The organism is Pseudoalteromonas sp. BSi20652, assembly GCF_000239855.1.
GTDB lineage: Bacteria > Pseudomonadota > Gammaproteobacteria > Enterobacterales > Alteromonadaceae > Pseudoalteromonas.
Genome location: NZ_BADT01000081.1, coordinates 12707 through 32532, shown reverse-complemented (window position 1 = coordinate 32532; position 19826 = coordinate 12707). Strand labels below are relative to the sequence as shown.

Genomic DNA, 19826 nt, shown 5'->3' with positions numbered 1-19826 from the left:
TCCTTAATGTTCAAACTGGTTGCGTTTTTCGCCAGACATCATAATAGCTAACCCGCAGGCAGATATCACTACTAACAGTAATCCAGGGATAGCGGCACGACCAAAAATAGCCCGCTTCGTATACACGCCATAAATAAGTAGAGAGGGTTTCAAACCCTGTTGGGCCAAGTAGCAGCGTGGCTTCTAGTTCGCGCATTGACTCTAAAAACACCAGTGCTGCACCAGCAATAATACCACGCATAGTTAAAGGCAATGTTATACGAGTAAATACTTCACGTGGGCTTGCCCCTAATACGCGAGCAGATTTTACTAGGCTTGGATCTAAGTGTTCGGTGCTTGTTCTAACAGAGCCCACAGCAAGAGGTAAAAATCGCAGCATGTAAGCAATAATAAGCAACCCCAGTGTTTGGTATAAAAAAGGCAATTGCAAGCCACCGTAAACAAGGGCAGTACCCATTACTATACCCGGGATGCCAAAACCAAAATAAGTGACTCGTTCCATTATTTTGCCCGTTTTACCACTAAGTGCTGCATGTGCAACCGGTATTGCAACAATAACGGTTACTATAGCGGCAATAAGCGATGCATATGTTGAATTCCACGCAATACTAAAATCGAAAGAACTTAAACCATCTCGTGATAACCAAAGCGAAAATATAGCAAGCGGTAAGCCAATCGCTAATAGCAATATGGGGGCAAAGGTTATAAACATTGCACTTAGTTGCCATTTTTAGGAAATAAAACTAATGGGCGACCTTGTTTTTCGCTCGCTGTTTTTATTTGTGATTCCAGTAATAATAAAAACCCAACAATGACTAATAATTGCAAGGAGAGCATCGCTGCGCGCCCTAAAGCAAAGGCATTGTATTCAACGTAAATTACGCGGGTAAACGTATCTAGGCGCATCATCGCTGGAGTACCAAAATCAGAGAGTGTATAAAGCGCTACTAATAAAGAACCTGCCGCTATGCCATTAACTACGCGCGGTAATATAACTTTAAATACGCTTTGTGTCATAGACATACCTAGCGTACGCGCTGCGTTAACCATGCTCGCGTCAAGGCTCAGTAAGGAGGAGCGGGTTGTCATCATTACAAACGGGAAGGTATACAGCGTCATTACAATTGCAGCACCCGTTAAACCATACATTGACGGGGGTTCTATTCCAGTAAAGGTATTTATTTCACCTCCAGGACCAAACGCAGCATAAAGTGTAAACGCACCGATATAACTAGGAATTGCCAGCGGTGCTGCAAATATAACCAGCCATAGTTTTTTAAATGGTAAGTGCACATACGCACTAATAAACGCCAGTGGCACACCAATTAAAATAGAGCCGAGTACCGTTAAACCCATTAAGGATAACGTGTTACCTAAAACTTTAATATTATGACTGTCAAATACTGAGCTTGAATCGCTGGCAAGCACCATTAAAATCAAAACAGGTGTAAGCGTAATAAGCGCTGCAAGCAGCGCTATTGGGTATGATACAGGTAGCCGCATTACAACACGCCACTGCTTCGCATTAAATCTATAGTAGGGCGCAAATCAGCAAGTTGTGTTAAATCTACTTTAGGAGGAGAAATATTAGCAAGTGACGGTAAACCCTCAGGCTGGGCTATACCATTTACTAGTGGAATTTCGTACGCTTCACTGGCTAAGTAACCTTGTACTTCTTTACTTAGTAAGTAACGCATAAAGTTAGTAGCAAGCGGATCGTCGTTAAGCGCTAATACACCCGATGCATTGACTAAACAGCCAGCATCATTTTGTGTAAATGCTAAATCTAGCTTGGCATCAGGCTTACCTGATTTTAAACGCAAAGTGTAATAATGATTGGCAAAACCAATATCAACTTCACCGCGTTCAACGCCCATAACAACACCTAATTCACCGGCGTATGTTTTAGCACGTTTTTGAATCTTTTTAAGCCACTTAGCGGTTTTGTCATCGCCTTCTAAAATTCGCATTGCGGTTACAAACGATTGAAAAGAAGCGTAGGCGGGCGCCCAACCAATCCTTAAATCGCTCTCGGCAATGTCCATAATACTTGTTGGAATTTGATCTTTAGTTAAACGCGACGTGTTATACGGTAATGTGCGAATACGGCCAGTTACTGGTGCCCACTCTTTATATCTAAATTGTGGTTGTAACTGAGCAGATAAATCACTTGGGATAGGTTGTGCAAGGCCAGCATCGGTTACTAAACCAATAGCGCCTGAATCAACAGCCCAAAATAAATCAGCGCGGCGAACGCCGGCTTTCGCTTCAGCAACAATAGTATTTGCTAAAGCAGCAGTAGGACCTCGGCGTATACCGAGTTTAAAGTCTGGATTTTTTTTCTGGATTGCTTGCAATACGTTTTCATACAAACCACCTTCGCCTCGTCCTAAATAAAGGGTTAACTCGCCTTTAAGCTTTGGTAAATCATCAACAGAAACAGGGTTTGCTATATCGGCGGCTAGCGCACGAGAAAGAGGCAGTGGCAATGAGCCAACAACCCCTAACGCAGCTAGGCCTTGAATAAAGGTCCTACGCTTCACTTAAAATACATCCTTACGCGTTTTTTCGGCTTTTTCTATTAACACCTTAGCGCGGTCTAATTTTGTTTGCATATCACTGATCACATCGCGAACTTCGTCTACACTTTTATCATTTGCAATTGCTTGTGGGAGTGTTACGTTAAAGTCTTTTTCTAGCACTTCAACTAAGTTAGCATCTTGCTCAATAAGTGTACCTTCTATGCCTTCAAACAGGTGCAGGTAAGTATCATGAACAATGGCGGTAGCTTCGTCTTGTAAACGCTCTGCAAATTTAGCAACTACACGGTCTAATTTATGTTTAATTTCGTCAATTGTGGCGCTTTGTGTCATTTGGTTAGTCGCGGTTGCTTTTACAGTGTTTAACAAGCCTTTTTGCTGGAATTTTGCAGCAAGCTTAACAGCGCCTAGCCCTTGCCACAATGCTATGTTCATCGCTTTTTGTTGTTTACGAACTTCTTTTGCAGGTTGCTTATTATCTATAGCCATTTTTACGCCATAAAGACCTTGCCAAATTGAAGCGTAAACCGGTACAAAGTTAGTTTCTATTGCGCTATGAAATTTTACTGATTCCCAATACTCAATTAAATCATCAGTTTCTACAGATTTTGCGCCTTTAGTATCGTAGTCGCTTACCATGGTATCAACTTTGCCTACCATCCATTCTACTTCTTCTGCGTAACTTTTAAGGTTTTCTTGAAGATGATTAACATGCTCGCCAATAGGACCGTTAGCGAGAACAGGTTGAGCCATAAACGCAGAGGCGAGTAAAAGGCTTGCACCAAAAATTTTGGCTGGATTAAATAATAATTTCATAACAAAGTAGTCCGAAAAGGTAATTGTAAATGATAGACATTATCATATAGATAATAGTTAACGAGATCAATAACCACAAACTCGCTTAATAGATAAAAAACACTAAATGTAGCGGTAGGTTACAGTAAATAGCACTATTATCTGTATTGAGAGCCGTTATTAAGTGTAATGCTTGCCTTTAATGGCGTTATAAATGGCATCACAGAGTGTTTTTATACTTGCCTCGTCACTTATATACGGTGGCATTAGGTAAATTAGTTTACCGAAAGGGCGGATCCACACGCCTTTTTTTACAAAATAAGCCTGAATTTTTGCAACATCTACATTTCCAGCAGTATCGTTTAGTTCAACAACACCTATTGCGCCTAAAATACGCACATTGGCAACAGCCTGTAGCTCACTGCATTTGTTAAGTTGTTGTAGTTGGGTGTTTAGCTGCTTTATTCGTTGTTGCCAGTTTTGCTCAAGTAACAAATCAATACTTGCGCAGGCCGCTGCACAAGCAAGCGGATTACCCATAAAAGTAGGGCCATGCATTAAAACACCCGCTTCACCTTCGCTTATGCCAATGGCTATTTTATCGCTAGTTATTGTGGCCGATAACGTCATTGAGCCACCAGTTAATGCTTTACCAATACACATTATATCGGGCTCTATATTGGCGTGCTCTACCGCAAATAATTTACCTGTACGGCCAAAGCCTGTGGCTATTTCGTCGCAAATAAGCAATACGTTATATTGGGTGCACAATTTACGCACGCATGCTAAATAATCAGGATGATAAAAGTTCATACCTCCTGCGTTTTGTACTATAGGCTCAATTATAAAGGCGGCTACTTGGCTGTTGTTTGCTTTAAAGTATTGTTCAAGCTCTTGGGCTTCTGCTTGGTTAAACTCGCTCCCAAATTGACTAACCGGTGCAGGTACAAAAACATGCTCAGGTAAAAAGCCGCTATATAAACTATGCATTGAGTTAACGGGGTCGCATACGCTCATGGCTGCAAAGGTGTCGCCATGGTAGCCCTTGTAAGGCGTCATTAGTTTTTGTTTTGTTGTAATGCCTTGGCTTAACCAATATTGCAGCGCCATTTTTATCGCTACTTCAACACTTACCGAGCCGCTGTCGGCTAAAAACACTTTAGTTAAACTAGGCGGCGTTATATTTACTATTTTTTTGCACAGCTCTACCGCGCTGTTATGCGTAATACCGCCAAACATAATGTGGCTCATGTTATTAATTTGCTCAATCATGGCGTTATTTATAACAGGGTGGTTATAGCCATGTATTGCGCTCCACCACGAGGCCATACCATCAACCAATTGCTCGCCAGTTTCGAGGTGAATAATGTTGTGATTGGCATGTGTAACGGGGTATACCGGAATTGGCTTAGTCATAGATGTATATGGATGCCAAATGTGCTCACGATCAAAATCAAGGTCAATCGTATTCTTTTTAGTCATATGTAAACTTTAACTTGGTGGGCTTCGTTGACAATGGTACTTCAACTCGTAGACTAAGCCAATATCACCGTTGAGAAAAAATAAGAGAGTATTATGGAACTTGCACCTGTTCGTCACAATTGGACCCACGCTGAAGTTAAAGCATTATTTGAAATGCCATTTAACGATTTACTGTTTAAAGCCGCATCGGTTCACCGTGCTAACTTCAACCCAAATGAAGTGCAAATTTCTACGTTGTTATCAATTAAAACAGGCGCTTGCCCTGAAGATTGTAAGTACTGCCCGCAGTCGGGCCATTACAGAACTGATTTAGAACGCGAACGCTTAATAGAAGTAGAAAAAGTAGTAGAGCAAGCACGCCTTGCAAAACAAAAAGGCGCGACCCGTTTTTGTATGGGCGCAGCATGGTCTGATCCAAAAGACAGAGATATGCCATACATTTCGCAAATGGTTAAAGAAGTAAAAGAGCTAGGGTTAGAGACCTGTATGACGCTAGGTAAACTCACAAACGAAAAAGCCCATGAGCTTCGAGACGCAGGGCTTGATTACTATAACCATAACCTTGACACGTCACCTGAGTATTACGAGCAAATTATATCAACCCGTACATTCCAAGATAGATTAAATACCATTGACCACGTACGCGATGCCGGTATGAAAGTATGCTCAGGCGGAATAGTCGGTATGGGCGAGCAAGCAAGCGACCGTTATGGGCTACTGATGCAGCTAGCTAATTTGCCACAACAGCCAGAAAGCGTGCCAATTAATATGCTGGTTAAAGTTAAAGGCACACCGCTTGAAAACGCAGACGATTTAGATCACTTTGAATTTATACGTACCATTGCAACAGCACGCATTATGATGCCACACAGTTATGTGCGTTTATCGGCAGGGCGTAACGCCATGAACGAGCAAATGCAATCTATGTGCTTTTTTGCAGGCGCTAACTCAATATTTTATGGTGATAAACTCCTTACGACCGAAAACCCAGACGCTGATGCTGATATGAACCTAATTAAAAAATTAGGCATGAACCCAGAAAAGCGTCACGACTATTCAGACGAAGCAGTAGAAGCCTCGCTTTCATCGCAAGTAGCCGACAAAGCAACCTCTGAATTGTTTTACGAAGCGTAGGCGTTTATATCTATGCCTTTTGATTTTATAAAAACGCATCTGCAGGCTCGCCAGCAAGATGCGTTACTTCGTAAACGCCATGTAGTGCAACAGGCAACGGCGCGTACCATAACGGTTAGTAATAAAGCCTACCTTAATTTTGCCAGTAACGACTACTTAGGTTTTGGAGATGAGGCTGTTAACCTTAATGACTCCCACGCATTAGGGAGTCACAGCTCAGCATTGGTTACCGGTTATCAGGCGCAGCAAAAAGCGCTTGAACAATACTTATGCGAGCAATTTGGTTATGGCGCAGGAATGCTATTTAACTCAGGGTTTAGCGCTAATAGCAGCGTAATTAAAGCGTTGTTTCAAGATAAAGCCGCTGCGCAAAACAGCGCTATTTTTCAAGATAAGCTAAATCATGCAAGCTTGATTGACGGGGCTATGCACTCTAACGCGGCTTTAGTGCGTTTTAATCATAACGACATGAATCATTTACGTTCACGGCTCGAAAAATCAAAAGCGCAAAACAAGCTTATTATAAGCGAAGGTGTATTTTCGATGGATGGCGATACCGCACCTCTTAAAGAATTACTCGCACTTGCAAAACAGCACAACGCATTGCTAATGATTGACGACGCACACGGCTTTGGTGCATTAGGCAAAACCGGTTTGGGCAGTTGCGAAGCGTTTATTACTCAAACGCTGCCAGATATATTAGTCATTACCTTTGGTAAAGCAGTTGCCAGCAGCGGCGCATGTGTATTAGGCAGTAAACAGTTTATTGATTACATGCTGCAATTTAATCGCGATTACACGTATTCAACTGCTATGTCGCCGCTTATGGCAAGCCACACGCTTGCGCGTATTAAAAGCATAAAAACAGCTGATGATAAACGCGATAAGCTAAATGCCAATATTGCGTTATTTAAGCAACTCGCTAAAAGCCATAATATTGCTGTAATGAAGTCAAACACCGCCATACAACCCATTGTATTAGGTTGTGCAGAGCAAACGTTGCAAGCGGCAGATAAACTTAAACAACAGGGTATTTGGCTCACTGCAATTAGACCCCCTACGGTTGCACATAACACCTCACGTTTACGCATTACTTTAACCGCCGCACATACCGAACAAGACATAACGTACTTAGTTAAGCACTTAGTAGGTGCAATAGCATGACTGCTCAGCCAGTATTAAAAACAGACCTAGTGCAAACACGACTTGTAAAACCGTGCCTAGTGAGTGGCGATTTAAGTAAAGAGTTAAATAGGGAGCCAAGTCGAGAGCTAAACAAGGAGCTTAAAAAGTCCACACAAAGTAAGTTTTCAAAGGCGGCGGCGAGTTATAACACTCATGCAAATGTACAAAAACACGCAGCAAGCGATTTATTTTCACTCATAAAACCAGACATTAATAAAAATAAGCTTTGTGTTGATTTAGGCGCAGGCCCGCTTGTTAATACGTATACACTACAAGGCGTATTTGGCAGCGTTATTGCAATAGATTTAAGTTTAAACATGTTGCAAAGTAGTGATTTGACCACATCAAAAATATGCGCCGATATGGATAACTTACCGCTACAAGCAAACAGTGTTGATGTTATTTACAGTAACTTTGCAGTGCAGTGGTCTGCTAATTTTTCGGATTTAATGCAGTCACTTTACAGCATATTAAAACCAGGCGGACAGGCGTACATAAGCACTGTGGTAGAGGGCTCACTTAACGAAATAAAAACAGCCTTTGCAGCGCTTGATTCTAACAGCCACATAAATACCTTTAATAGTGAAATGCATATAAACCAATCAGTCCAAAATGCAGGGTTTACTATTAACAGCGCTCAAAAACGTATTTACACCGATGAATACACAACACCTTTAAAAGCTATTGCCTCAATTAAGGCTATTGGCGCTACCACGCAAAATCATACCAATACGCGACAAGGGTTACTTACTAAATCGGCGCTACAAAAAGTATGCAATGCGTATCCGCTTATAAATAACAAAGCATGTGTGTCTTATCATGTGGTGCTGTTATCATTAGAAAAACACTAAATAAGCCCAAAGACATTAAAGGCAACGCATGAAAGAATTTTTTATAACAGGCACCGACACCGATGCCGGAAAAACCCACGTTACCAGTTTGCTATTAAAGTTACTTGCCCAACATAAAAAACAAGCCATTGGCTTTAAACCCCTTGCTGCTGGCTGCGAAATGGCGTTCGATCAACTGGTTAATGCCGATGCTCTAATACTAATGGAAAGCGCAACAGTGAGTGCTAAATACGACGTAGTAAATCCGTTTGCGTTTGCACCACCTATTGCGCCGCACATAGCCGCTGAAAAAGTTGGGGTGAGTATTACTTTAGATAAACTAAGTGATGCTTATAAAAACGTAAAACAACAGGGCGCTGACATTATCCTCACTGAAGGTGCTGGTGGTTGGGCGCTACCAATTAATAATACCGATTACTTATACGATTGGGTAAAGGCAGAGCAACTGCCGGTAATACTCGTTGTTGGTATGAAGCTAGGTTGCTTAAATCATGCGTTACTAACCGCTGCTCATATGCAAAGTATGGGTATAAACTGCGTTGGCTGGATTGCAAACCAAGTAGATAAAAATATGGACGAGTACCAAGCAAACCTTGATTCGCTAAAAGCACGTTTACCGTTCCCAATACTTGCTATAAGCCCATACAGCGAGCAAACACCTAAATTACAAATTTACAAAACCCTTCTTGAATTATTATCAATAAACACATAAATAACACTTGTGTTATGACATAGTTTGTCACAAAATGACGTCGATGTTATGACATAGTGTGTCATAATACAGTGATTGCTTTTAGCCGATTTAATACAAAATGCATTAATCGCTCAGTGATCAATTCTATTTTTGTGAGGACATTATGAAACGTGTATTTTTGTTTTTATTAACTAACTTAGCGGTTATGTTGGTGTTAGGTGTAGTGCTTTCAATAATAATGAGTGCACTGGGTGTAAGCCATCGTAGCCTTGGCGGAATTTTACTTATAGCCACCGTATTTGGTTTTGGCGGATCGTTTATATCGTTATTTATGTCTAAATGGATCGCTAAAAAATCAACAGGCGCGCATGTAATTACGCAGCCTCGCAACGAAACCGAACATTGGCTTGTACAAACGGTATCTGCGCAAGCACATAAAGCAGGTATTAAAATGCCAGAAGTGGCTATTTACGACAGCCCAGAAATGAACGCGTTTGCAACGGGCCCAAGTAAAAACAACTCGTTAGTGGCAGTAAGCACAGGCTTAATGCACAACATGACCAAAGATCAGGCCGAAGCCGTACTTGCCCATGAAGTATCGCATATTGCTAATGGCGACATGGTAACGCTTACGCTAATACAAGGCGTGGTAAACACCTTTGTAATATTTGCTGCAAAAGTACTGGCAGGCATTGTAGATAACTTTATTAATAGCGATGAAGAAGAGGGCGGCAGTAGCTGGACATACTTCTTATTCGATATGTTATTCCAAGTATTATTTGGTGTACTAGCAAGCATAGTGGTTGCAAGTTACAGCCGTAAACGAGAATTTGCAGCCGACAGCGGCGCAGCAAAACTAGTTGGTGCTGATAAAATGCGATCAGCCCTTGAGCGATTAAAGCAAAACCATCCTTCACAATTAGAAGGCTCAATGATGGCCTTTGGTATTGCAAGTGGCAAAGGTGTTGCTGAGCTGTTTTCGTCGCACCCACCGCTTGATGCGCGAATAGACGCACTTCGTAAGTAACTATGTAAGTTAGTAAATATTCTAAGCCAGCTTAACCGCTGGCTTTTTTTTGTTCACGTTAAAATGCTAAAACTGCATGCACTGTATTTATATACAGCTTTTTGTGTTGCTTTATAAAATCGTTACTTTTTTAAGCTATATGTGTTTACGGAGTTGTTCAGCATGAGTAAACTAAAATACCTTAAAAGCCAGTAATACTGCTGGTTTTAATACTTAACATTTAATGCTTAACAAGGATGCTTATTGTAATGGAAAAGGTGCAACACACTAAAGAATGTATTATGTGCTTTAGCGCTATAGATTCACGGGCTAAAAATGCCCGCAATGTACCTCACTTCAAGCTAAATATTCTAACTTAGAAAACAATCCTATTATTATTGGTGCATTAGCGCTTAGTATTGTTGGTATTTTTGGGTTCATTTTTTATCAAAATATATATGTAGCAGGGCTTGAAGACCAAGCACAACAAAACTTAATCGCTCATGTAAGCCAAATTAACACTAAAAATGAAAACGATGCATTATATGTTGCATGTATAGGGCAGGTAGAAAACGAATCAAACTTTTCGTTTAAAAATATAAAGTTTAAGGTCGATTTTTTAACAGATCAAAACACGCTAGTCGATACGCTATCAATAACTGACGAAGACCTAATTATACTTCCTAATGACTCAACAAACTTTAGAGTAAGAGGGATTGCGCAAAAACAAGCGGCTAGTTATAACAATTGCCAAGTAACAATAACCGATGCCTGGGCTTATAAATAAGCTATAAATCACTTACAAATTAATTATTAGCAGTTACCCAAACCACTCGTCTTTTTTGTTTGTAATATTAGTTATTAACTTAAAAGCCACTAAATCCAAAATTTATATAAGCCATTTTCCTAGAGCGATTAAGAATATGGATGATTTATTACTTAAGTAATCGTTTATACACTCCTTGTAACTTGCAAGTGAGGGATCGAAAATGAGCTTGATTGATGAAAGTACAAAGGATTTTGGAAGCATGAGCGTGTTGCTTCACAGCTTAGGAACTGATTGCTACCGCATTGAGTGGAATAGCAGAATGACAGGAGCCTCAATAAGCTTAATTCGTGTTAAAAAAAACGAATATATAGTTGTGCGAAAATGGGCAACCGCCCGCAATATAGATGACGTATCAGCAGAGTTTGATCGGGCTAACCAAGCACTAATTCATTTTTTAAATAATGTAGATGTGATTAAAAGTAAAAACGAAAGTATTGTTGCCGCTAAAGAGCATTGCATAAACTTATTTACCTCAGCTGAGGGCTTAAAACCAATTAGCCATCCGAGCCTACCTACGCCACGCTTACAAGAAGCCATAGGCAAAGAAGTCATTGTAAAATCAAGTTTAGGCAACTATTTAATATCAAAAGGCATGCTATTACAGCTATTAGGTAATCAAGCCGAGATTCAAGTTAATTTCGACCACCTTGGCGAAGGCCAATTAAGGCAAAAGTTTTATACTAAACAAGTTCATGTTTGCTAATTAATTGCGCCATCAAAACTCAAAGGCAGCTTTACTTTAATGGTAAAGCCATTTTGTTTAAACACCTTAAAAGTTCCGCCTAACGCCGTAGTGCGCTCCTCTATAAACGCCAAACCGTAGTGACCTGAGTTATCTGTTGGGGTTACTAAAGTCCCGTTATCGCTAATTGTTAACTCAATAAATTCGTGGTTGTTTATTATATTTATAACCAGTTTGCTGGCATTGCTGTGCTTCATACAATTGGTTACTGCTTCTTGGCAAATTCGGTAAATAGCTATTTCGTGATCTTTTGAAAGGCTATTATCTAACTTAAATTGTGGCTGATACTTAATATTTGCCTTGTGCAGTAAGCTTTTTAGTCGCCCTTGTGTTATTGCCTTTTCTAAACCGAGTTCATCTAGCTCACGCGGGCGAAGATAATGCATTAATTGATAAACAGAGTCATACATCGAATTAGCATTGTTTTTTAATGTAGTCACAAACGATTGGGTATCTTCGTTACTAAGGTGCGACAAAATAGCTAAATCTGTTTTTAATGCCGTTAGGTTTTGTCCTAATTCGTCATGCAACTCTTGCGAAAGATGCTTTCGCTCATTTTCTTGCACCGACACCATTTTGGCAGCCAGCGCCGTGTTTTGAATTAGCTGCTCTTTAAGCTCTTTGTTGGTTTGCTTTAACTCGTTGTTTTTACGTTTAAGCTCAGTAATTGCAGCGCCTAAAACCATACTGGTAATTGCGTTTGCCAAAATAAATAACTGGCTAATATAGGTATTGCTAGGCTCGTGCGTAATGCTTGCTTCAACAATTATTAACGCGTTAATTAGCGCTGCACTGCTTATAGCCCCTAACGAGCCATACTTATACGAAAACCAAATAATAGGTAATAAAGATGAAAGCCTTAATAGCGGGTAGGTGTCTGGGCGAACCGCATAGACAAAAAATACAATTAATATAAAACACACTAAAGTGGCTACTAGGCCAAATAATTTAGTGAGCCTAACTGTGTTAAAGCTGTATTTAGAATCGTAAATTAACATAATAATAGGGGCGATTAACAACGAGCCAGTAATATCGCCCAAGCACATGTTTAACTGATATTGCAGTAGCTCTTTAGCAACCAATACATTTGTAAATTCAAACGCACTGGCAAACAAAAACCACTTTATAGATGTACTTGCAACACAAAGCAGTATTAACGAAAGTATACCTAGGCTGTCGTTAATGCTTGGCGGCCAACGGCTATTTTTAAATATATAAACAAGCGCTATAAAACAAAGCTCCTGCCAAAAGCCATGAAATAAATCAAACTCCCAAACCCCGCTGTATGTTAAACCAAGCTGTGCAGCTAAAGCGCGTGATACAACCCATAAGGTGAGCCAATAGCGTGTTGGAGTGAGTAAGTAAAACGCAATTTTTACGCCTGCGGGAATAAATATAGCGCTGCTCTCGGGTACGGTTTCAAGGTTTTGGCTAACCCAAAAAGCGGCGAGTGAAGCAATAAAGTAAATTAGCCCCACCAATAACTGTTTAACTACCTCTTTGTATGCGGTAGTTAAACTAACATTAGATAAAGAAGAAGCGTTAGGTAAGTTCATCTAACTGTATTACTCCCGCATCAATTGCAATTTTTAGCAGTTCAAACGAGGTCGTAACATTAAGTTTGCTGTATATGTTTGCTTTGTGTACATGTGCTGTTTTAGGCATTATTTCGAGTATTTGCGCCACTTGTTTAGCGTTTAATCCCTTAGAAAATAACGGAAGTGCTTCAAGCTCTCTGTTAGTAAGCATAGTTAATGCTAAGTTTTCGCTACTCATCGAAAAATTTACGTCTTCACTAATGTACCTTTTACCTAAAGCGATTGCTTTAACTGCATCTATTAGCTCATCAGAGGCAGAGCGCTTAGACACATAACCCAAAGCGCCTAATCGCAAAGCATTGCTTACATAAGGTTCGTGGTCGTGCATGGAGGCAACAATACTTTTAATATGCGGGAAAGACCCTTCAAGGTACGATAAAAAAGAAAGGCCGGTTTCAGTGCCGTTAAGTGATATATCAACAATAAATATATCAGGTTGTTCAAGCTCTACAGCCAGCTTTGCTTCTGTCACGCTGCAGGCTTCAATAATTACTTTCCAATCTGGTTGTAACTCTAAAAGCTTTTTAAAGCTGTCTCTTACTAATTGATGATCTTCTATGATGCCAATGAGCATTTAAATCTCCTTTTATGCTTAAAATACAGCGGGGCGGGTAACTAATTATCTAAAACGTTTTAAATGGGTTACCTCACTTAAAAGCAAGGTAACAAAACCAGTGGTTCTAAATTGGTAATTAGTTGCTGGTGGAGATTACAACTAAGCTCTTTTTGCATCAGCTCATTGTTATTACTGAGAAAGAATAATCTCAGTAATTCCTTCAGCAGAGAGTATTTCAATCCAGTAGCCGTCAGGGTCTTTAATAAATGCTAAGCCTTTCATTGAGCCATCATCTGGTTTTTTTACAAACTCAACATCGTATTTTGCAAAGCGCTCACAGGCTTCGTAAACATCCGGTACGCTAATGCCAATATGGCCAAAGCCTTTTGGTTCTTGGTTACCACTGTGGTAGCCCTCAAAGCTGTCGTCGTTTTCAGTGCCCCAGTTATGGGTTAACTCAATGAGTGCAGGGCGACGAAACACCCATTCAGCTTTAGTTTTATTATCACCTTGTGGTAATTCTTGCTCGTAGCCTAAAAAGTAAAGCGTAAACTCCATACCAGGAAAATCATACTTACCTAACAGCTTCATACCTAATACATTTTGGTAAAATTCAAGCGACGGCTTTGGATCTTTAATACGTAACATAGTTTGTTGCATAACAAAGCCCTGAGTGGCCTGTTCAACTTGTTCTGGAGATTCGTTATAGTTAGACATGGTGATCCTTACTGAAAATTATAAAAAGGGTGTAAGTATTACGTGTTCCATCATAATCAACCGCCACTTAAATTAAAACCATTCTAGGTAATTCAACGCGTTATAATTGCCTTTAAATTACTAGCACAGTATTTGCAAAATTTGCAAAGCGTATAATTAAAACGAATGGGCTGTTAGATATCTCTGTGCATATTATTAACAAAAACTAGGACTTTTTTGAAAACACTTTTACCTTTACTAAGCCTAGTATTACAGGCTTTTTTATTACTCGCACTCACGAGTTTTTTTAGTGGGTTTTATAATGCGTATACAGTATTTGCTGGTGGCGATCCTAAGTTAGTCGCGGGGCATATTTCATCAGCCATTGTTGTATCACTTATACAAATTATTCCTGCTTTAATTGGGCTTTTTATAAATACGTACGTGCTAAATAATAGGTTAAATAAAAACATAAACAGCTCAGCCATTTTTATAAACATTTCAATATTTTATGCCTACCTGTGGATTTTATTTATTCCACTTGGTACGTTTTTAGGTATTAAGCAATTAATTAGATTAAAAAATGTAAGTAAATAACGAGCACTTACAAAAAAACAATAACTAATGACAAAATCGAGTGTAAACATACTGTTAAGCTAATCGGTGGGGCGCAGTGGTTGATATGGTTTAAAGGATATTTGGCCGCAAATCACAAATAGAATAAGTTGAGGTTTAGTTGTTTTTAGCACGTTTATTTTTAAGCTGAATTTAATGGTTAAGTTTATTAGGTAAAGCGTAAAAATTAACGCAATATGAATATTCGGTTGCATGGTTATAATTTAGGAACGTATAATAACAAGTGTTAACTAAATGGAATTTGCGTAAAACGCAGCTTAAGCAGAGCAGGTAGATACATGAACAAAGGATTGTTAAAGTCGTGGAAAACAGACAAAGGTTTTGGTTTTATTAAATCAGACACCCTAGAACACGACACATTTATACACATATCAGCGCTCAAACACATGAGCCGCAAACCTAAAGTGGGCGACACCATTTATTTTGAAGTTGCAACGCAGCCCGACGGTAAAACCAAAGCAATTAACTGCCGCATAGAAGGCGTTGCAGAGCTTAAAGCACCTTATCAAAAACACACACAACAGCCACACCGTATCGCAAAATCTAATTTTGCCAGTAGCTTTTTAGGTAAAGTTGCATCAATTGCGCTTATTGCCGCACTTTGCTTTTACGCGATTAATAAATACAACGCTCACTCAAGCAGCCAAACACCTGTTATTACTAATGACGATTTAGCCACCTTTGATGAAAAATACCCAAAAGTCGTTATTCCTAAAAACACGCAAAATTTTACGTGTGATGGCAGGCAATATTGTACTGAAATGCGCTCACGCGAAGAGGCTGTATTTTTTATTAATAACTGCCCGAATACAAAAATGGATGGTGATGGGGATGGAAAACCTTGTGAAAATGATTCTCGGTTTTAAAGGCTAGGGGTATAAAGCTTTCAGCTTTAAATAAAAATAGAATTAATTAATAGCTGTGTATAAATAAAGCTTATGTAAGTTTTGTCCCATAACATCATTAAAAGTCGTTTTGGGGTTAAATAACAAAGGCTACTGAGTAGCCTTTGTTATTGTCTGTTTATAAACGAGTTGTTTGGTGTAATTATCGAACAACGTAATATACGCCGTTTTGGGGTGTTATAATCCCCCAAAGTGGGGGTTCAATAAGCTGTTATGTCACTATCTCAATTTCTAGGGTTCTATGAAAATATCAAGAATAATAAATTAAAAAGTTCCGATCTATTGAAAAAGACAGATATTTGGATTAGCTCCATTAATGCAATAGTTGGTCAGAATAACTCTGGAAAATCGTGCTTACTTCGTGCACTGAACGTTTTTTTTAATTATGAAAAAAGAAGAGCAATCATTCTTATCTGGAGTGCATACTTTTGCAACTAGATCTATTGCTAAAATTGAGGTTCATTTTGATAATTTTGATGTAGAAAAAACCCCAGATAAATTAATAAACAACAATAAAATAATGATTGAGTCTAGCATTCAACTTAGTGCAAAAGGCTGTAAAAGAACGATTAAGTATAAATCTGGAAATAGCTGGGTAACTGATAATGAATGCATAAATGAAATAAAAAAGCAGATAGAGTTCATTCTCATTCCTCCTAACCGTGATGCTAGAGCACTTGAGTTAATGGAGAATAGTGTTTTACAGCTTCTCGTAGAAGAAAAAATGAAAGAAGCTACGGTTACACGTGATAATTACACGGTGAAATTTCGAAATGCAATTACTTATTTGGAAACTACTGCACTAAATAAAATCGCTGTAGATGCTAAAGCCGAGTTTCCTGTAGATAAACCATTTGAAATTAAAATAAAATACTCTAAAGATATTAGCTATAAAGACTTTCTTTCAGATGTTTCAATTTCTATAGAGGAATCTGGATTAAGCCACCCATTGATTGAATGTGGCTCAGGTATTCAAAGTCTTACGATAATCTCACTATATAACCTATTAGGTAAGGCAAGAGACGAAAATATTATTATTGGCCTTGAAGAGCCTGAAACAAATTTGCACCCTCAGGCGCAAAAGGAGCTTATTGGCTACTTTAAAAAGTTAGTAGAAACAGTAAATATATTACAGTTATTCTTTACTACTCACTCATCACAAATGGTAGATCAAGTAGATCACACAGAAATAGTTTCATTTAAAAAGGTACCTTGTAAGAATAGAGGCTTTGTTAGTGTTGTTAATAGGTTACCAGCTAACTTTTTTGAAAAATATGATTTGGATGATTTCAAGTACTATCAATTTCATAGGTATAGAAACAGTGACTTTTTCTTTTCCAGTTATGTTGTTGTTACCGAAAGTAAAAATGAAGTTGAGATCATTAAGCGCATTGGTCATTCATCTGGGTTCGATTTTGAAACGAATGGGCTTTCATATTTGAACTTAGAAGGTGTTGATAAGGCAAAGTATACGATTCATCTACTAAATGAATTAGATATACCATTCTTAATTATTTTAGATAAGGATTTCTTTGTACCATATTTAAACGATGATTATGCAATAAGTCTTAATAATCAAGGCTTTCCTCAATACAAAGAAGAATACAAAGATGAAGGCTTGGTAAAGAAATTAGTCCCAAGTGAAGCCGATAGACTAGAAATATTGAGCAAAGTGAATTCTAATCATACTGCGGTTTTAAATATACTAGAAAAACATAACGTAATATCAATGCGTTATAGTTTAGATCTTGATCTTGTTGCTGTTAATAAAGCACAACAAACATATTATGATCTATTAAAACTCCCAGTGGTAAAAAGAAATGTCCAAGAGCTAACTGGTATGAGGAAGGGAATTAAAAAAATTGATCGAATAATTACAGTATTTGAAAGCTTGGATACTAATAATTGGCCATATTCATTTTCGAGAATAAGGAAAATGATGACCAAGATAACTCGAGAGTTAAAGTGACATAATCGGGTAGCCGGAGGTCTCTAACCTCCAGCCCCCACACCCCCCATCATGCGGAAGCTAAGGGGTCAAATCTTGACTTCATACATCAAAATATGAGTCGGTTAAAAGCTTTTGATATAACCTCTAAAAGCGCAGCGCCTCATATCCTCTTTGTGAATTAATCTTAGTTTACGAAATAGGGCATTAATTTGAAGTACACTAGGCGAATGCTCTAAACGTAAAACATCGGCGAATTAGCATCTCTAACACACGCCGATGTTTATACTTTATTTAAATGAGCACATTATTTGTAAGGTATTAAGCCTTAGTCTTGTTTACGGTAAAGGCTTATTAAACAGATTGCTAAAAGTAACGTTGCAATCATGCCTGAAGCGCCAGCAACAGCTGATGGCAGAAATCCATCACGACCAAAGGTAATTAAAATACCATTGGCTAACATTGCAACACCGCCTGCTAGGGCTGTAAGGCCGCCAATTGCTTTGCCACCTTTAGCGATAAAAGACAGGCCAAATACAAGTGCTGCTAATCCCAATAATACTTTAGCTGCGTAGTAAATCATGAATGACAACGAAACCACGCCACCAATTAAAGGTTGTGCGCCTTCTACGGTACCCGCAACTTTGCCAAATGTTGAAAACAAAGTTAGACCAATGCTCACTTGTACTATGTTAAGTACTGCACTAAATGTTATAGCTGACCATCCTAGCTGAGCGTTTTTTGCTTGAACCATGGCAGAACCCGCAAAGGCAACCAGCACAGTAAAAACTAGCGCTTCGAGTCCCCAAGCAAACTGCCTTGAAAAACTAATTTGAGCACTGTAAAGGGCAGAAAAAATAGCCTGTGATATCGCTAACACCAACAATAAAGATGCTGTAATTAGGATGGTGCGTTTATTCGTAAATTCCATTATGGACCTCTTATAATTTTATATTTAATGCTTTAAAAAGCTGTGACAGATTTGAATAAATCAAACAGGTGGGGCTTTTTAACTAATTAGCGTTCCTACTTGCCGATATAAGACAGGTAAAGCTATTTAATTATTTCACTTAAACCTATAAAAGTAATAATTAATAACAAATAGGCTCAAGCTACGGATTTTAATTAAAACTTAAATCGGAAAACTCGCTTTGATTCAATCCATTTATGCCTCTAAAAGCGCAGCGTTTCACACCCTCTTTGTTAATTAATTTTTAGATTACTAAGAGGGCATTTTACATGCATTCTGGCAATAGATATAAGTGACTTTGAAAAAGCCACTTATTGAAGTCAGTCATGCTGTAAAGGGCTTAAAACCTACTTTTTAAGATAGAAAAATAAATTGAGACCAATCACTTAACGCTGTGATAGTTTGCTTTATAGGAGGGGCAACATAGATTAAACCCGCTAGGGCAATAACCGACGACACTGTAATTAATTTATTATCGAAGTCAGCTATTTTTAAAGCGGTGCCGAAAGATCGTTTAATGGTGACATTACTTAAATCTACACTGTAAATTTCATCCAGCAATAAATGAATTAATCCGCCTACTAAAATAAACCCACCCGTTAACCAGGCAAAGACGGCTGCTTGTGTGGTTGATTGGTCGTTAAGTTGCCACGTTACTTGCGTTGTTAATAGCGCGCATAACAGTATAAATAATAAAGAGTGGCAACTCCCTCTATGGACTGTGATCCATTCAAAAATGGATCTAATAATGAATTTCATAAATCCGTACACCAACAACGGCACTAAAATTAACTCGATAAAACTAATTTCAATAATGAGCTCGGTGGTTATGTAATGCAGCACGAGTAATACAGCGCACAGTGCAAATAAGTTAAAAATAGTATCGAGTGATGTGGAGTTATCTGAATCTATGTCGGGTAATAAGCCGCCGATTGAGCCTAAAAACCATAGCCAGAGTGCGCCCTCTAAATCAATATGCCCTGCAGATAATAAGCTGGCTGAGGCTAAGCCTGTGATGATTACGGCAGTATTAAGATGAGTATTGAAGTTTGCCATTGTATCTCTTGATGGGAAAAAGTAGGGCATTCTAACAATTGAAAAGTTTATTGTTCAATATTCTTTCAAATAGATTTTTTATTACTTTGATTAATCGCTAATAGTAAAATTGTTATTCTGCATTGTGGTTAGTGGTGCAAGCAAGTTGTAATTTTTTTGATAAAAATCAATAATACAGATAGTTTTTTGTCCTTTGGCCTTTT

The 19826-nt window shown here is 38.7% G+C and carries 18 protein-coding genes and 1 pseudogene; 10 read left to right on the top strand and 9 right to left on the bottom strand.

Features of this window, described 5'->3' with window-relative positions; all coding sequences use genetic code 11:
* Nucleotides 1–3 precede the first annotated feature (3 nt).
* From P20652_RS17855 to bioA, 4 genes and pseudogenes are all read right to left on the bottom strand, one after another.
* A pseudogene (locus P20652_RS17855) lies at nt 4–1503 on the bottom strand (ABC transporter permease).
* Complete coding sequence (locus P20652_RS11540; RefSeq protein ID WP_008167761.1) at nt 1503–2543, bottom strand: extracellular solute-binding protein; 1041 nt, start codon at nt 2541–2543, stop codon at nt 1503–1505. Before P20652_RS11540 ends, P20652_RS17855 begins: the two are co-directional and overlap by 1 nt.
* Nucleotides 2544–3356 (bottom strand): hypothetical protein, encoded by an 813-nt coding sequence (locus tag P20652_RS11545; protein WP_008167759.1) that lies wholly within the window; start codon nt 3354–3356, stop codon nt 2544–2546.
* 159 nt (nt 3357–3515) lie between these two features.
* Nucleotides 3516–4817, bottom strand: a complete 1302-nt coding sequence (gene bioA / locus P20652_RS11550) for an adenosylmethionine--8-amino-7-oxononanoate transaminase (protein WP_008167758.1) — start codon at nt 4815–4817, stop codon at nt 3516–3518.
* 93 nt (nt 4818–4910) lie between these two features.
* Here bioA and bioB point away from each other — a divergent pair, with 93 nt between their 5' ends.
* The 6 genes from bioB (at nt 4911) to P20652_RS11580 (ending at nt 11219) form a co-directional block, all read left to right on the top strand.
* The gene (gene bioB, locus P20652_RS11555) at nt 4911–5951 is read left to right on the top strand and encodes a biotin synthase BioB (RefSeq protein ID WP_008167757.1); all 1041 of its coding nucleotides are present in this window, start codon (nt 4911–4913) and stop codon (nt 5949–5951) included.
* Nucleotides 5952–5963: 12 nt separating this feature from the next.
* Complete coding sequence (locus tag P20652_RS11560; RefSeq protein ID WP_008167755.1) at nt 5964–7115, top strand: 8-amino-7-oxononanoate synthase; 1152 nt, start codon at nt 5964–5966, stop codon at nt 7113–7115.
* Entirely contained in the window at nt 7112–7987 is an 876-nt protein-coding gene (locus P20652_RS11565) for a methyltransferase domain-containing protein (protein ID WP_008167744.1), read from the top strand. Before P20652_RS11560 ends, P20652_RS11565 begins: the two co-directional genes overlap by 4 nt.
* A gap of 28 nt (nt 7988–8015) precedes the next feature.
* On the top strand, nt 8016–8699 hold the full coding sequence (gene bioD, locus P20652_RS11570; protein WP_008167742.1) for a dethiobiotin synthase: 684 nt from the start codon (nt 8016–8018) through the stop codon (nt 8697–8699).
* A gap of 145 nt (nt 8700–8844) precedes the next feature.
* The gene (gene htpX, locus P20652_RS11575; RefSeq protein WP_008167740.1) at nt 8845–9708 is read left to right on the top strand and encodes a protease HtpX; all 864 of its coding nucleotides are present in this window, start codon (nt 8845–8847) and stop codon (nt 9706–9708) included.
* Nucleotides 9709–10676: 968 nt separating this feature from the next.
* Complete coding sequence (locus P20652_RS11580) at nt 10677–11219, top strand: hypothetical protein (RefSeq protein ID WP_033017328.1); 543 nt, start codon at nt 10677–10679, stop codon at nt 11217–11219.
* Here the strand turns inward: P20652_RS11580 and P20652_RS11585 are convergent.
* The 3 genes from P20652_RS11585 to gloA all read right to left on the bottom strand — a co-directional run bounded on the left by P20652_RS11585 (nt 11216) and on the right by gloA (nt 14129).
* A complete protein-coding gene (locus P20652_RS11585) occupies nt 11216–12814 on the bottom strand; it encodes an MASE1 domain-containing protein (RefSeq protein WP_008167729.1) in 1599 nt (532 codons plus the stop codon). The genes P20652_RS11580 and P20652_RS11585 overlap by 4 nt on opposite strands.
* The gene (locus tag P20652_RS11590) at nt 12801–13430 is read right to left on the bottom strand and encodes a response regulator transcription factor (RefSeq protein ID WP_008167727.1); all 630 of its coding nucleotides are present in this window, start codon (nt 13428–13430) and stop codon (nt 12801–12803) included. The genes P20652_RS11585 and P20652_RS11590 overlap by 14 nt, the downstream gene beginning before the upstream one ends.
* A 171-nt stretch (nt 13431–13601) precedes the next feature.
* Nucleotides 13602–14129, bottom strand: coding sequence for a lactoylglutathione lyase (gene gloA, locus P20652_RS11595; RefSeq protein WP_008167725.1), 528 nt, complete (start codon nt 14127–14129; stop codon nt 13602–13604).
* Nucleotides 14130–14345: 216 nt separating this feature from the next.
* Between gloA and P20652_RS11600 the strand changes: the two genes are divergently transcribed.
* The 4 genes from P20652_RS11600 (at nt 14346) to P20652_RS11610 (ending at nt 17618) form a co-directional block, all read left to right on the top strand.
* Nucleotides 14346–14705, top strand: a complete 360-nt coding sequence (locus tag P20652_RS11600) for a hypothetical protein (RefSeq protein ID WP_008167723.1) — start codon at nt 14346–14348, stop codon at nt 14703–14705.
* A gap of 317 nt (nt 14706–15022) precedes the next feature.
* A complete protein-coding gene (locus tag P20652_RS11605; protein ID WP_008167721.1) occupies nt 15023–15610 on the top strand; it encodes a cold shock domain-containing protein in 588 nt (195 codons plus the stop codon).
* Nucleotides 15611–15862: 252 nt separating this feature from the next.
* Nucleotides 15863–16087: an AAA family ATPase gene (locus P20652_RS21440; protein ID WP_139048207.1), complete on the top strand. Its 225-nt coding sequence runs from the start codon at nt 15863–15865 to the stop codon at nt 16085–16087.
* Nucleotides 16035–17618, top strand: a complete 1584-nt coding sequence (locus tag P20652_RS11610) for an AAA family ATPase (RefSeq protein WP_008167719.1) — start codon at nt 16035–16037, stop codon at nt 17616–17618. The genes P20652_RS21440 and P20652_RS11610 overlap by 53 nt, the downstream gene beginning before the upstream one ends.
* Nucleotides 17619–17925: 307 nt before the next feature.
* On the opposite strand, the gene P20652_RS11615 is transcribed toward P20652_RS11610, so the two are convergent.
* Complete coding sequence (locus P20652_RS11615; RefSeq protein ID WP_008167718.1) at nt 17926–18528, bottom strand: hypothetical protein; 603 nt, start codon at nt 18526–18528, stop codon at nt 17926–17928.
* Between the two features lie 393 nt (nt 18529–18921).
* On the bottom strand, nt 18922–19623 hold the full coding sequence (locus tag P20652_RS11620; protein ID WP_008167717.1) for a metal-dependent hydrolase: 702 nt from the start codon (nt 19621–19623) through the stop codon (nt 18922–18924).
* Between the last annotated feature and the right edge of the window lie 203 nt (nt 19624–19826).